We start from the raw sequence: 14,341 nt of genomic DNA, 5'->3' as shown, positions 1-14,341 counted from the left end.
ACCGGTGGGCATGACGTTGTGCGCATGACACCCCGCATGACGCCCCTTCAGCCGTCTCCCGAGAGGTCCCCATGGCCCGCACCCGCCTCGCCACCGCAGCAGCAGCCGCCACCCTGGTGCTCTGCGCGACCAGCGCCGCCTCGGCCGCCACCGTCTCGCCGGACGCCAAGCCGGCCCCGGCCGCCCCCGCAACCGCCGGGGCACCCGCCAACTGCGGCTACACGAAGGCCGTGCCCGCCGACAAGTTCCAGGGCATCCCGGTCTTCGACGCCGCGAAGGCCGCGAAGCCGTACCACGCCACGCTGCGCACCAGCCAGGGCGCGGTGACCTTCCAGGCGCTCACGGCGGCGGCCCCGTGCACCACCTTCTCGTTCCGCTTCCTCGCCGACCACCACTACTACGACGACACCCACTGCCACCGGCTCACCACCCAGGGCATCTTCGTGCTGCAGTGCGGCGACCCCACCGGGACGGGCAGCGGCGGCCCCGGCTACTCCTTCAACGACGAGAACCTGACCGGCGCCACCTACCCGGCGGGCACCGTGGCGATGGCCAACGCCGGCCCGAACACCAACGGCAGCCAGTTCTTCTTCGTCTGGAAGGACACCAAGCTGCCCCCGGCCTACACGCCGTTCGGGCGGGTGACCGGCGGGCTGGACGTGCTGCAGAAGATCGCCGCCGGCGGCGAGGACGACCAGAACGGGGCGGGCGACGGGTTCCCGACCCTGCCGGTGAACATCCACGGCGTGCGGATCAGCAACCACTGACCCGGCGCCACTCGCCGAACGCCTGTGCCCCGCCCTGGGGGGCGGGGCACAGGTACGGCGCGGGCCCCGGGCGGGGACCGGTCAGGCGTTCGGCGCCACCTTGGCCAGCCCGTTGATGATCCGGTCCATCGCGTCCCCGCCCTGCGGGTCCGTCAGGTTCGCCAGCAGCTTCAGCGTGAAGCGCATCAGCATCGGGTGGGTCAGCCCGCGCTGGGTGGCCAGCTGCATCACCTTCGGGTTGCCGATCAGCTTCACGAAGGCCCGGCCGAGCGTGTAGTAGCCGCCGTAGACCTCCTTGAGGGTGGCCGGGTAGGCGTGCAGCGCGCGCTCGCGCCCGCCGTCCGTCACCCGGGCGGAGGCCTGCACGATGGTGCGCGCGGCGATCTGGCCGGACTCCATCGCATAGGCGATGCCCTCGCCGTTGAACGGGTTGACCATGCCGCCGGCGTCACCGACCAGCAGCAGCCCGCGGGTGTAGTGCGGCTGGCGGTTGAAGGCCATCGGCAGCGCGGCGCCGCGGATCGGGTCGGTCATGTTCTCGGGGGTGTAGCCCCACTCGGCCGGCATGCTGGCGCACCAGGACTTGAGCACCTCGCGCCAGTCCAGCTCGCCGAAGGCGGGCGAGGAGTCCAGGATGCCCAGGCCCACGTTGGAGGTGCCGTCGCCCATGCCGAAGATCCAGCCGTAGCCGGGCAGCAGCTTCTTCTCGCCGCCGCGGGTGTCCCACAGCTCCAGCCAGGACTCCAGGTAGTCGTCCGAGCCGCGCGGGGAGGTGAAGTACGTCCGGTAGGCGACGCCCATCGGGCGGTCCTCGCGGCGGTGCAGGCCCATCGCGAGCGAGAGGCGGGTGGAGTTGCCGTCGGCGGCCACCACCAGCGGGGCGCGGAAGACGACCTCGCGCTTGTCCTGGCCGAGCTTGGCGGTCACGCCCACGATCTTGCCGGTGCGGTCGTCCAGCACCGGCCCGGAGACGTTGCAGCGCTCGTAGAGCCGGGCACCGGCCTTCTCGGCCTGACGGGCCAGCAGCTCGTCGAAGTCGGCCCGCTTGCGGACCAGTCCGTAGTCCGGGAAGGAGGAGAGCTCCGGCCAGTCCAGTTCCAGCCGGACCCCGCCGCCGATGATCCGCAGGCCCTTGTTGTGCAGCCAGCCGTTGGCGGTGGAGACGTCGATGCCCATGTCCACCAACTGCTTGGTGGCGCGCGGGGTCAGGCCGTCGCCGCAGACCTTCTCGCGCGGGAACTCGGTCTTCTCCAGCAGCAGTACGTCGAGCCCGGCCTGGGCCAGGTAGTAGGCGGTGGTCGCGCCCGCCGGGCCGGCTCCGACCACGATGACGTCAGCGGAGCTCTCGACGGCGGTCTCGGTCACGGTGGGCACTCTCCTGGCACTACGGGACTGGCTGACGGTCCCGAGCAGTCTACGGCGCTTTGACCCGGCGCCCCGGACAGGTCCGACAGCTCCGGCAGGTCCGGCGGCTCCGGCGGGCTCGGCGCCTCAGGCCTTGGTACCCCGGTGCAGCGCGACGATGCCGCCGGTGAGGTTGCGCCAGGCCACCTTGGTCCAGCCCGCCTCCTGGAGCAGCACGGCGAGCGAGGGCTGGTCGGGCCAGGCGCGGATGGACTCGGCGAGGTAGACGTACGCGTCGGGGTTGCTGCTCACCCTGGTCGCCACCGGCGGCAGCGCGCGCATCAGGTACTCGGTGTAGACGGTCCGGAACGGGGTCCAGGTCGGCGTGGAGAACTCGCAGATCACCACCCGGCCGCCGGGCTTGGTGACCCGGTACAGCTCGGCCAGCGCCGCCTCGGTCCGGTGCACGTTGCGCAGCGCGAAGGAGATGGTCACCGCGTCGAACGAGGCGTCGGCGAACGGCAGCCGGGTTGCGTCGCCGGCGGTCAGCGGCAGCTCGGGGTGGCGCTTCTTGCCCTCGGTGAGCATGCCGATCGAGAAGTCGCACGGGACGACCTTCGCGCCGGCGGCCAGGAACGGCAGCGAGGAGGTGCCGGTACCGGCTCCGAGGTCGAGCACCACGTCGCCGGGGCCGGCGCCGACCGCCTCGGCCACCGCGCGGCGCCAGGCGCGGGCCTGGCCCAGCGAGAGGACGTCGTTGGTCAGGTCGTACTTGGCGGCGACGTCGTCGAACATGGCGGCGACTTCGTGGGGCTGCTTCTCCAGCGAGGCTCGGGTCACGCACCCATTGTTCACCCTGGCGCGGCCTGCCCGGCCGCGGGGCTCGGCGCGCCGACCGCGCGCCCGCCGCTCGCGCGCCCGCGGCCCGGCTCAGCGCAGCGCGCGGCGCCCGCCCTTGCGGCGGCGGCGCGAGCGCTTGCCCTGGGTTATCGCAGGCATCCCCTCGGCCAGCGCCTCGGTGGCCAGCGCCACCGTCGCCACCACCTTGGCGCGCCGGCCCCCGACGCCGGCGGAGCGGCGGTGCCGGGTGATCCGCAGCACACAGAGCAGGCAGAACAGCAGCGCCACCGGCACGCTGATCTGTGCCAGCCGGACGCCGGCCGGCTGCGGGTAGTGCTCGTTGCAGGCCCGCACCGCACCCGCGTCCTGGGCGGCGTGCTCCAGGCAGATCGGGTCGCCGACCTTGACGTCGTCGGGCAGCGCGAGGTCGGTGGCGGTGCGCAGCCGGCCGTCGGCCAGGTACTTGACGCCGCTGTAGCTGGCGCTGCCCCCGGGGAGCTGGGTGATCGTGCCCTGGACCTGCACCGGGTCGGCGCCGATCTTGTCGGCCAGCGCGGCCTGGTGCCACCCCAGCAGGCACATGCCGACCGCCAGCACGGCGCTGAGCACCGCCGCGAGGTACCAGCCGCGGCCGATCCTCTTGACGGCGGGCATGGACGGGGATCGCATGGCTGGGCTGACCTGGCTTCCCGTGAGACATGTGGTGAGGCAGGCCCTGCGCCGACCGGGGGACGGCCGGACGGGCGGAGGACCGACCGGGATCGTAACCGCTGACCGGCCCTCAGGTCACGGCGAACCGGAATCAGAACGGCCGCGCAGGAGGTGAGTTCGAGGACCGACCATCCCGCTCCCCGTTGGGAACAGGCCCCTCAGCGCCCCCGGTACACCAACCTACCGGCGAGTACCGTGCCCAGGCACTGGCCGGTCTCCCGATCGAAGATGGCGAAATCCGCCCGTCCGCCGACGGCCAGCGTCCCGTTCGGGACCGCTTCGAAGGCGAGGGCGTGCAGCGGCTGCGGCGGGTCGAACGGGGCCAGCACCCGCAGCCCCGAGCGGCTCACCGCCGTCCGCACCTCGGGCCGCTCGAACGGGCCGGCCAGGGCCGTCGTCCCGTGCCGGAGCATCAGCTGCAGCCCGCGGCGGGCGCTGCCGCCCGGCCCGCCGTACTGTCCCGCCGCGAAGCCGCCGCTCGGCAGCGGCCGGGGCTCGACGCCGATGCCCTCGCGCGGGTCGGGGTGGTAGTGGTGCTCCAGCAGGAGCGCGCCGTACGGCTGCGCCCCACCCGGGGTCAGCCGCGCGCCGGTCCACTCGCGCAGCCGGGCGTCCGGGTGGGCCGCCGCCAGCTCGGCGTACGGGCCGAGCGCGGCGATCCGGTCACCGTGCACCAGCACCGCCCCGTCGTCGATCGACGGGGCGGTGCCGGAGGGCGCCAGGACCGTGGCCCGGTGCAGCGTGAGCACGGCGGCGGGGCCTCAGTTGGTGGAGAGGATCTTCAGCTCCGGGTGCGCCGTGCCGCCCTCGATCGCGGTGGAGGCGATGTGCGAGGCGACCCGCGGGTCGACCGGGTCGTTGGCCGGGTCGTCCAGCACCCGCAGGTGCTCGTAGGTGGTGGCGCGCTGCGCCGGCACCCGGCCCGCGGTGCGGATCAGGTGGATCAGCTCGGTCAGGTTGGAGCGGTGCTTGGCCCCGGCCGCCGAGACCACGTTCTCCTCCAGCATCACCGAGCCGAGGTCGTCCGCGCCGTAGTGCAGCGACAGCTGGCCGGCCTCCTTGCCGGTGGTCAGCCAGGAGCCCTGGATGTGCGCGATGTTGTCCAGGAAGAGCCGGGCGATCGCGATCATCCGCAGGTACTCGAAGACGGTCGCCTGGGTCGAGCCCTTGAGGTGGTTGTTCTGCGGCTGGTAGGTGTACGGGATGAACGCCCGGAAGCCGCCGGTGCGGTCCTGCACCTCGCGGATCATCCGCAGGTGCTCGATCCGCTCGGCGTTGGTCTCGCCGGTGCCCATCAGCATGGTGGAGGTGGACTCGACACCCAGCCGATGCGCGGTCTCCATGATCTCCAGCCAGCGCTCGCCCGACTCCTTGAGCGGGGCGAGCGCCTTGCGCGGGCGCTCGGGCAGCAGCTCGGCACCGGCGCCGGCGAAGGAGTCCAGACCCGCGGTGTGGATCCGGGTGATCGCCTCCTCGATGGAGACGCCCGAGATCCGCGCCATGTGCTCGACCTCGGAGGCGCCCAGCGAGTGGATCACCAGCTGCGGGAAGTCCGCCTTGATCGCGGAGAACGCGCGCTCGTAGTACTCCACGCCGTAGTCGGGGTGGTGGCCGCCCTGGAACATGATCTGGGTGCCGCCCAGCTCGACGGTCTCCGCGCAGCGGCGCAGGATCTCGTCCAGCTCGCGCGACCAGCCCTTGTCACTCTTCGGCGGCACGTAGAACGCACAGAACTTGCACGCCGTCACGCAGACGTTGGTGTAGTTGATGTTGCGTTCGATGATGTAGGTCGCGATGTGCTCGGTGCCCGCGTACCGGCGCCGGCGCACCGCGTCGGCCGCCGCGCCGAGCGCGTGCAGCGGCGCGGAGCGGTAGAGCTCCAGCGCCTCCTCGGCCGAGATCCGACCGCCGGCCGCCGCGCGGTCGAGGACGGCCTGCAGGTCGGTGCTGGACGCGTCGAGAGTCGCTACGGGCTCGGACACCTGGCGGCCTACTTTCTTGCTCACGGATGCCGGGCCGGCCCGGCGACATGACCGAACCAGCCTACGCCAGGCGTTTCGGCCGCCCGTGGGTGTGCCACCGGTGTGCCCTCGGCGGTCGGGGGCCGGGTCAGGAGACGCGGGTGAGGTCGCCCGATCCACCGTCGACGTCGAGGTGCAGGCTGCCGTCGGAGTTCCGGGTGTACACCCGCGGCTGGTCGTCCGCGATGCAGCCGAGGCCGCCCTTCAGCTGCTTGATCATGAGCACCACCTCGTCAGGGCTGGCCGAGACCAGGTAGTCGGTGCCGGTGCAGGTGGTGCCGTTGGACCAGAAGCTGGTGGCGTCGGCCACCACCTGACCCACCGTGCCCTGCCGCAGCGTGACGCGGTAGGTGACCGAGCCGGTGAGGCCCTGGGCGGTCAGGTCCCCTTTCCAGCTGCCGAGGAACGGCTGCGGTATCGCACCGCCCGAGGCGGGGGTGGCGCTCGACGGGGCGGCGGCCGGGGCGGCGCCCGACCCGGAGGGTGCGGACGCCCCGGCCGGGGTCGGCGACTGGCCGGTCGGGGCTGTCGGTCCGGACGCCGTCGCCGACCGGCCGGCCGTCGACGAACCCGCCCCCTTCGACAGCCACAGCGTGGCTCCCACCGCGACCACCGCGACCAGCACCGAGGCGCCGAGCACGGCGGGCCAGCGGCGACCGGCCCGGAGCGGCGCCTGCGGGTGCACCTGCGGGTGCGGGTGCGGCTGGGCCGGGTGGTACGGCTGGGTGGGGGTGTGCGACGGCGATGGGTACCCCGCCGGGGGATTCCCGGGCGCCGGGCGCGGCCGGGCGCCCGGCCCCGCGTCCACCGTCGTCGCGAGCCGGGTCCGGCTTGGACCCGGATCCGGGCCGGGCTCCGGGCCGTGGTCGAGGTGCAGCAGTTCCACCGCCTGGCGGCCCACCGCCGCCGCCAGCGCCGCCGGCAGCCAGGTCCCCCCGCCCGGCCGGGCGGTGCCGGCTCCGGCCGGGTCCAGCCGCTCGCCCAACCGGGCCGGCGTCAGCCGACCGGCGGGGTCCTTCGCCAGGCAGGCCAGCACGGTCGCGTGCAGGCCGGGGTCGAGCTCGGCCAGCCCGTCGAGCCGCGGCTCCTCGTGCAGCACGTTGTAGAGCAGCACGTACGGGTTGGAGTCGCCCTCCCCGAACGGCGGGACGCCGGTCGCCGCGTACGCGAGCAGCGCGCCCAGCGAGAAGACGTCCGAGGCCGGCCCGGCGGCCACCCCCTGGGCCTGCTCGGGGGACATGAACCCGGGCGAGCCGACCAGGTGGCCGGACCGGGTCAGGGCCGTCCCCGCGTCCAGCGCCCGCGCGATGCCGAAGTCGATCAGCAGCGGGCCGTCCAGCGTGAGGAGCACATTCGACGGCTTGACGTCCCGGTGCACCAGCCCGAGCCCGTGCACGGCCGCCAGCGCCTGGGCCAGCCCCGCGCCCAGCGCGCGCACCGAGGCGGCCGGCAGCGGTCCGAAGTCGCGGACGGCCGCGCTGAGCGCCGGCCCCGCGACGTACCCGGTGGCCACCCACGGGGGGCGGCCCTCGAGGTCCGCGTCCAGCACCGCGGCCGTCCAGCGGCCGCCCACCCGCCGGGCCGCCGCCACCTCCTGCCGGAAGCGGGCGCGGAACTCGGCGTCCTCGGCCAGATCGGCTCGGATCACCTTGACGGCGACGTGGCGCCCGCCCGCCGTCCGCCCCAGGTAGACGCGGCCCATCCCGCCGGCGCCGAGCCGCCGCAGTAACTGGTACCCGCCCAGCCGGCGCGGGTCGTCCGGCTCCAGTGGCTCCACGGTGTGTTCCCCTCCCCGGCCGACACCCCGGCCGGCTGGGCACGACCGTACCGGTCGGCGACACGCCGCGGAACCGCGATCAGCGATCCGTGAAACACATGTGACGATCCATCAGCCGAGGCGGGCGGGAGGTCAGGACGCCACCGGCTCCAGCAGCCGGAAGCTCACATCGGGCTCGAAGCCGCTGTCGTGCGCGACCCGGCGGGCGAACTCCGCGATGCCGGCCAGCTGCCGCTCGCCGAGCGAGAAGTCCAGCGCCTCGCTGAAGTAGCGCTCCAGCACCGTTGCGTCGAAGGCCTCCCAGCGCGCCGCCTGCGCGGCCACCTGGTCGGCCTCGGCCAGCGACAGGTCGCGCGAGTCCAGGAACGCCCGGTGCACGGCCGCCACCAGCTCCGGCCGGCGCTCGACGAACTCGCGCCGGGCCGCCCAGACCGCGAAGACGAACGGCAGCCCGGTCCACGCCTTCCACATCTCCCCGAGGTCGTGGACGGTGTAGCCGCTGTCCGCCCGCGCCTCCAGGGTGGCGCGCAGCGCCGGGTCGCCGATCAGCACGGCGGCGTCCGCCTGCGCCAGCATCGCGTCGAGGTCGGGCGGGCAGCTGAAGTACTCGGGGCGGACGCCCACCTGCTCGGCCAGCAGCAGCTGGGCGAGCCGCACCGAGGTCCGGCTGGTGGAGCCGAGCGCGACCGGGCGGCCGTCCAGCTCGTCGAGCGGACGCTTGCTGACGATCACGCAGGACATCACCGGTCCGTCGCTGCCGACGGCGATCTCCGGCAGCAGCACCAGTTCGTCCGCGTGCCGCAGGTACTCGACGCAGGTGATCGGGCCGATGTCCAGCGCGCCGTTGACCAGCAGGTCGCTGAGCTTCTCCGGGGTGTCCTTGGTGAGGTCCAGATCGAGCAGGCTGCCGGTGCGGGCCAGGCCCCAGTAGAGGGGCACGCAGTTGAGGAACTGGATGTGGCCGACCCGGGGCCGGGTGAGCGGTGCGCCGCCCGAGCCGCCGTCACCCGTCGCGCTCGCGCCCACTGCCGCTTCTACCGCCGATTGCACCAGCTCAGCCACGGTGTACTCCCTTGCCCGTCGGTCCTGTGCTGGCAGCGTATGCCCGCGCCTTCCGCGGTTCGGCGCGACCCCCGCGCAACACGCTTTCAGCCATCTCCGACACGCCCCTCAGGTCCCGGCAGACACCTCTGGTCGAGCCCGCGCCTGCGTGCTACGGTTTCATCCAGTTGCAGTTTGATTCCCCTTGCAGTACTTGAAGCCTGCGGAGCATGTAACCGCGGGCTTTTTGTAGTTTTTCAGCATTGCAGCATTATGCGAAAAACTCCGGGTCCACTCCGGAGGCGGGGCGATCAGCGCAGCGGACCGGTTACCACACGGTGTGGTAACCAATACGTCCCTCGCAAGGAGAACGGCATGGCCACGGGAACCGTCAAGTGGTTCAACGCTGAGAAGGGCTTCGGCTTCATCGCCCAGGAGGGCGGCGGCCCCGACGTCTTCGTCCACTACTCCGCCATCAACGCGAACGGTTTCCGCTCGCTGGAGGAGAACCAGCAGGTCACCTTCGACGTCACCCAGGGCCCCAAGGGCCCGCAGGCGGAGAACGTCACCACCGTCTGACCTTACTTCTCTGCTGACTGATCGCTCAGGCCCCGGCCACCACCGGGTGCACCCGTGGCCCTCCCCGGGCCGCCGAGCATGACACGCACCACCAAGGGGGCCTGCCGGGCGATGCCCGGCGGGCCCCCTGCCGTTTTCGCTTCCGGGGCGATTCCGGGCCCGTTTTTGAGGTTGGCTCAATTGTGATGGCGCGTTAACCCCTGCACGCTCCCCGGGCGTGCGCCGCCCGGCTTTCCGGCCGCCCGCTCTTCCAGTCGTCCCGCAGCACCCGGACCGCACGTAGTACCCGGGAGACTTCGCCGCAGAGATCGACCAGTTGGCCGCAGATGTAACGCAGGATCCAGAATCCGCCTGCCAGATACGCCGCAATCGAGGCGGTCCAACCAACCGTTGCCACTGGAGAGTCGCTCTCTCCCCCCGGTGGTGCCGGCACGTCGGGCCGGCCCTGGCCACCGCTCCAGGGTCTGTCGGACAGGCCCTGACACCAGCACGCTACCCGGCGCACCGTGCGCGGAAACGCGCGCGGACGCGGCGCGGGCCGGAGCCGTCCTGCTCGCTCCGGCCCGCGCCGCGTCCCCCCAGGCCCTGCGTCAGGCGGCGGCCGGCACCCGCTCGCCCGCGGCCTGGGCCGGCACCACGGGGGCGTCGGCGTCGGCCTCGTACAGCTCGCGGCTGGTCGGGGCGTTGTAGGCCGTCAGGTCCAGGGTCTTCTCGCGGGCCGAGACCAGAATCGGCACGACGACCTGACCGGCGACGTTGGTCGCGGTGCGCATCATGTCGAGGATCGGGTCGATGGCCAGCAGCAGGCCCACGCCCTCCAGCGGCAGGCCCAGGGTGGACAGCGTCAGGGTCAGCATCACGATCGCGCCGGTGAGGCCGGCGGTGGCCGCCGAGCCGATCACCGAGACGAAGGCGATCAACAGGTAGTCACCGATGCCGAGGTGGATGCCGTAGACCTGGGCGACGAAGATCGCGGCGATCGAGGGGTAGATCGCGGCGCAGCCGTCCATCTTGGTGGTCGCGCCGAACGGCACCGCGAAGCTCGCGTACTCGCGCGGGACGCCCAGCCGCTCGGTGACCCGGCGGGTGACCGGCAGGGTGCCGACCGAGGAGCGGGAGACGAAGGCGAGCTGGATCGCGGGCCAGGCGCCCTGGAAGAAGCGCACCGGGTTCAGCCCACCGGCGAAGCGCAGCAGCAGCGAGTAGACGACGAACAGCACCAGCGCGCAGCCGACGTAGATGTCGGCGGTGAAGGTGGCCAGCGGGCGCAGCAGGTCCCAGCCGTACTTGGCGACGGACTTGCCGATCAGGCCCAGGGTGCCCAGCGGGGCGAGGCGGATGACCCACCACAGCGCGGTCTGCACCAGTTCGAGCACCGACTCGTTCAGCCGGAGCACCGGCGCGGCCTTCTCGCCTGCCTTGAGGATGGCGGCACCGGCCACCACCGCGAGGAAGACGATCTGCAGCACGTTCACCTTGAGGAAGGCGTCGGCGATGTTGGTCGGGATGATGCCGGTCAGGAAGTCCACCCAGGAGCCGGAGTCGGCCGGGGCCTTGAGGCCGGTGGTGGAGAGGTTGGTGCCGTGGCCCGGGTCGGTGAGCAGACCGATCGTCAGGCCGATGGAGACCGCGATCAGGCTGGTGATCCCGAACCAGAGCAGGGTGCGCGCGGCGAGCCGGGCGGCGTTGGTGACGTTCCGCAGGTTGGCGATCGAGACCACGATGGCGGTGAAGACCAGCGGCGGCACCGCCAGCTTGAGCAGCTGCACGAAGGTCTTGCCGATGGTGTCGAGCGTGGTGCTCAGCCAGGAGACGTCGTTCTGCCGGGCGATGAAGCCGAGCACGACGCCGAGCACCAGGCCGGCGATGATCTGCACCCAGAACGGGGTGCGGAGCAGCCGGGCCGGGCCCGAGGGCGTCCGGGTATCAGGGGCGGGGGCGGTGGCGGACATGGCAGTGCGGCTCCGGGGGGCAGGGGGAGGGCAGGAGAGGAGAGGGAGAGGGCGGGCGACGCACCGGACTCGTTCGCGTCCGACCGGTCCTGACCGGCGATCGGCCGGTCGTTCGCGGGATCCGCGGGGAGGTGCGCCGCCTAGCTACAGCTCGGAACGCGACACGCGCCGCGGCAGGCGTCCGCCGCACCACCGGCCCCCAGGCAGGGCGGCATCGACGGCAGCGCGCACGGCATGAGCGGACCGCTCATGTCCTGCTGCCGGAGTGCGCCTGGGGTGGTCATGGTCAACACATTAACAGTAAAAATTTGAGATCTTCAAAGTAGTTGTTTGATATGTGAGACACCCCGTGGTCGCCCCGCGGTCCGCCTCGCGGTCCACCGCACCTGACGGACGGTCGGATTGACCTCGCGTAGTTATACGTATAACTTGACTGTTCTCCGCCGCCGCATGCCCAGCCGTGCCGCCGTGCGGGCCCCGCCCCCTTGCCGTCCGCCACCGCCCGGGAGACCCCCCGTGGGCTACCTCGCCCTGCTCCGCGCCCCCCACGTCACCCGGCTCCTGCTCGGCACCCTGCTCGGCCGGCTGCCCGCCGGCATGACCGCGCTCGTCATCGCCCTCGCCCTGCGCGAGGCCGGGGCGCCGTACAGCAGGATCGGGCTGGCCACCGCCGCCTACGCGATCTGCGCCGCGATCGGCGGCCCGGTGCTCGGCCGGATCGTGGACCGCACCGGACAGCCGCGGGTGCTGCTCTGCGCCGCCGTGGTGGCCGGCTTCGGCTACGCGCTGCTCGCCCTCGCACCCGGCAGCGCCCCGGCCGCGATCGGCGGCGCCGCCCTCGCGGGCCTGGCCATGCCGCCGCTCGAACCCTGCCTGCGCGCCCTGTGGCCCGACGTGGTCGCCGAGGAACAGCTCGACACCGCCTACGCCTTCGACTCCGCCTCCCAGCAGATCCTCTACGTCGCCGGGCCGCTCGCCGTCGCCGCCCTGGCCGCGGTCGCCAGCCCCGTCGCCGCGCTGTGGACCGCCGCCGGCCTCGGCCTGGCCGGCGCCCTGGTGGTCGCCACCGCCGCGCCGGCCCGCCGCTGGCAGGCGCCGCCGCGCGAGCACGGCGCCGGGCTGCTCGGTCCGCTGCGCTCCCCCGGCCTGGTGCTGCTGCTGATCGGCCTGGCCGGCGCGGGCTGGACGGTCGGCGCGCAGAACGTGCTCTTCATCGCCTACGCCGAGCGCCACCCGCACCAGCTGCCCGGCGGCGCCGGCCTGCTGCTCGCCCTGGCCGCGCTGGCCGGCCTGCTCGGCGCGCTCGCCTACGGCGCGGTCCGCTGGCGCAGCAGCACGGCCACCCGCACCTGGGCGATCGCCCTGGCGATGGCCGTCTGCTACCTGCCGCTGCTGCTGCTCCCCGCCCCCGGCCCGATGGCGGTCCTCGCCTTCGTCTCCGGCATCGGCCTGGCACCGCTGCTCGCCGCCGCCTTCGTGCTGGTCGCCGAGCTGGCCCCGACCGGCACGGTGACCGAGGCCTTCGCCTGGCTGGTCACCCTCTTCGCCACCGGCAACGCACTCGGCTACGCCGTCTCCGGCGCGCTGGCGGGCAACTCCCTGACCGGGGTGGCGTACTGCTCGGTCGCCGGGATCACCCTCGGCGCCCTGCTGCTCTTCGCCGCCCGCCGCCGACTGCAGCCGGTGGCCGCACCACAGGCGGTGGCACCGGTGCCGGTGAGCCTGGCGGGTTGAGCCCGGGGCACGGCCCCGTGCGGCCGCCCGGCGCGCAACCCGCTGCCGGGCCCTACGGCTTGGCCGGTCCGGTGGAGGAGCGGACGATCAGCGAGGTTGCCAGCGGTGCGACGGGCGCGACCTCGCGGCCGTCCAGCCGGGCCGCCAGTGCCGCCACGCCCGCGCGGCCCAGGTGCTCGCCGGGGAGGTCGACGGTGGTCAGCGGCGGGGTGAGCAGCGCGGCGACGGCGACGTTGTCGATGCCGACCACCGAGACGTCGGCGGGGATGCGCAGGCCCAGGTCGGCGGCGGCCTGGTAGAGGCCGGAGGCGACCACGTCGTCGTCGCAGACCACGGCGTGCGGGCGGTCGGGCCGGGTCAGCAGCTCGGTGGCGGCGGCCCGGGCGGCGGCCTCGCCGCGGTTGAGGGTGACGCCGACCTCGATCACCTCCAGCCCGTGGACGGCGGCCTCGAAGGCGGCCTGGCGGACCCGGAAGGTGTAGGCGCTGTGGGTGGAGCGCAGGTGGCCCAGCCGCCGGTGCCCGAGCGCGGCCAGGTGCGCGACGGCGGCGGCCATGCCGCCCGCGAGGTCGAGTTCGACGGTGGGCGCGCCGCCGGCCGAGGCCGGGTCGGCGTCCAGGAAGACGGCCGGGGTGCCGGCGGGCAGGGCGCCGAGCTGGCTGTCGTCCGGCGAACAGATCAGCAGACCGTCGAACCGGCTGGTGGTGGCGGCCTCGGCCAGGGTGGCGGCGCTCCAGCCGGAGCTGACCACGACCTCCAGCCCGTGCCGCGCGGCCTCCTCGTGCACACCGGCCAGCACCCGGCCGAAGAACGGCCCCTGCAGGTTGGGCACCGCGAGCAGGGCCAGGCCGCTGCGCCCCAGGCGCAGCTGTCGGCCGGCCGCCTGCGGGCGGTAGCCGAGGCCGCGGGCCGCCTCCAGCACGCGGTCCCGGGTGGCGGCGGAGACCCGGTGGCCGGCCTCGGAGCCGGAGAAGACGAGGGAGACGGTGGCCTGCGAGACGCCGGCCAGCTGGGCCACGTCGCGCCCGGTGGGGCGGCGGGCGGGTCCGGGCGCGGGGGGCGGCTCGGGGCGGCTCGCCACGCGGGTCAGGACTGCTGGGCCGGAGCGGGGGTGGCAGGGCTCGCGGCGCTCGCGGCCCGAGCCGCGTCGTCGGCCGCGTCCTCCTCGGCGTTCTGCTCCGCGATCCGGTCGGCGGTGCGCGAGCGGATGCTGCTGACCTTGCTGACGACCTGCTCCGACATCTCGTCGCGCTGCTTGCTCAGCACCACGTAGCTGATCGGCGCCGAGAGCAGGGCGGCCAGCAGCACCAGGAAGACGAAACCGGTGGCACCCACCACGGGAATGATCCCGAAGTGGCCGAGCAGCGTGGTGACCAGCAGGCAGGCGAGGAAGATGCTGGCCCGCAGGGAGGTGTAGCGGAGCGTGGCGTGGGACTTGCTGCTGCTACCGGGGCTGCTGCTCACGGGTGGCTTCCTTCTCGACGGGCGGTGGGGCTACGGCGGGCCTTCGCAGGAGTGACGGGGCCTCCCAGTGAAGCATGCCCACCGGAGCGCCCCTCGCCCGCCTCGGCACGA

13 protein-coding genes are annotated in these 14,341 nt (G+C 73.5%); 3 read left to right on the top strand and 10 right to left on the bottom strand.

The window, feature by feature from the left end; translation table 11 throughout:
- The first annotated feature begins 71 nt into the window (after positions 1-71).
- The gene (locus OG500_RS22070; protein ID WP_327068412.1) at positions 72-767 is read left to right on the top strand and encodes a peptidylprolyl isomerase; all 696 of its coding nucleotides are present in this window, start codon (positions 72-74) and stop codon (positions 765-767) included.
- An 81-nt stretch (positions 768-848) separates the two neighbouring features.
- Here the strand turns inward: OG500_RS22070 and OG500_RS22065 are convergent, their stop codons facing one another.
- From OG500_RS22065 to OG500_RS22035, 7 genes are all read right to left on the bottom strand, one after another.
- On the bottom strand, positions 849-2,132 hold the full coding sequence (locus OG500_RS22065) for a geranylgeranyl reductase family protein (protein ID WP_327068411.1): 1,284 nt from the start codon (positions 2,130-2,132) through the stop codon (positions 849-851).
- Positions 2,133-2,258: 126 nt separating this feature from the next.
- Positions 2,259-2,951 (bottom strand): demethylmenaquinone methyltransferase, encoded by a 693-nt coding sequence (locus OG500_RS22060; RefSeq protein WP_327068410.1) that lies wholly within the window; start codon positions 2,949-2,951, stop codon positions 2,259-2,261.
- Between the two features lie 90 nt (positions 2,952-3,041).
- Complete coding sequence (locus OG500_RS22055) at positions 3,042-3,605, bottom strand: hypothetical protein (protein WP_327068409.1); 564 nt, start codon at positions 3,603-3,605, stop codon at positions 3,042-3,044.
- A 215-nt stretch (positions 3,606-3,820) separates the two neighbouring features.
- Entirely contained in the window at positions 3,821-4,411 is a 591-nt protein-coding gene (locus OG500_RS22050; protein ID WP_329582726.1) for an imidazolonepropionase-like domain-containing protein, read from the bottom strand.
- Positions 4,412-4,423: 12 nt separating this feature from the next.
- Entirely contained in the window at positions 4,424-5,644 is a 1,221-nt protein-coding gene (gene mqnC, locus OG500_RS22045) for a cyclic dehypoxanthinyl futalosine synthase (RefSeq protein ID WP_329582724.1), read from the bottom strand.
- A gap of 127 nt (positions 5,645-5,771) precedes the next feature.
- Entirely contained in the window at positions 5,772-7,460 is a 1,689-nt protein-coding gene (locus OG500_RS22040) for a serine/threonine-protein kinase (protein WP_327068406.1), read from the bottom strand.
- A gap of 132 nt (positions 7,461-7,592) precedes the next feature.
- Entirely contained in the window at positions 7,593-8,486 is an 894-nt protein-coding gene (locus OG500_RS22035) for a menaquinone biosynthetic enzyme MqnA/MqnD family protein (protein ID WP_327071632.1), read from the bottom strand.
- 390 nt (positions 8,487-8,876) lie between these two features.
- On the opposite strand from OG500_RS22035, the gene OG500_RS22030 reads away from it, so the two are divergent.
- Positions 8,877-9,080, top strand: coding sequence for a cold-shock protein (locus tag OG500_RS22030; protein WP_184936065.1), 204 nt, complete (start codon positions 8,877-8,879; stop codon positions 9,078-9,080).
- A 590-nt stretch (positions 9,081-9,670) separates the two neighbouring features.
- Here the strand turns inward: OG500_RS22030 and OG500_RS22025 are convergent.
- Positions 9,671-11,032 carry a dicarboxylate/amino acid:cation symporter gene (locus tag OG500_RS22025; protein WP_329582719.1) on the bottom strand — a complete coding sequence of 454 codons (1,362 nt, stop codon included), beginning with the start codon at positions 11,030-11,032 and terminating at the stop codon, positions 9,671-9,673.
- Positions 11,033-11,548: 516 nt separating this feature from the next.
- On the opposite strand from OG500_RS22025, the gene OG500_RS22020 reads away from it, so the two are divergent.
- On the top strand, positions 11,549-12,766 hold the full coding sequence (locus tag OG500_RS22020; protein ID WP_329582717.1) for an MFS transporter: 1,218 nt from the start codon (positions 11,549-11,551) through the stop codon (positions 12,764-12,766).
- 52 nt (positions 12,767-12,818) lie between these two features.
- Here OG500_RS22020 and OG500_RS22015 read toward each other — a convergent pair whose 3' ends face one another.
- Both OG500_RS22015 and OG500_RS22010 read right to left on the bottom strand, forming a co-directional pair.
- The gene (locus OG500_RS22015; protein WP_327068402.1) at positions 12,819-13,847 is read right to left on the bottom strand and encodes a LacI family DNA-binding transcriptional regulator; all 1,029 of its coding nucleotides are present in this window, start codon (positions 13,845-13,847) and stop codon (positions 12,819-12,821) included.
- A gap of 5 nt (positions 13,848-13,852) precedes the next feature.
- Complete coding sequence (locus OG500_RS22010) at positions 13,853-14,230, bottom strand: DUF4229 domain-containing protein (RefSeq protein ID WP_327068401.1); 378 nt, start codon at positions 14,228-14,230, stop codon at positions 13,853-13,855.
- Positions 14,231-14,341 lie beyond the last annotated feature (111 nt).

Source organism: Kitasatospora sp. NBC_01250 (assembly GCF_036226465.1).
Taxonomy (GTDB): domain Bacteria; phylum Actinomycetota; class Actinomycetes; order Streptomycetales; family Streptomycetaceae; genus Kitasatospora.
The sequence above is the reverse complement of the archived record's forward strand: the minus strand, read 5'-3'. Positions and strand labels throughout refer to the sequence as shown.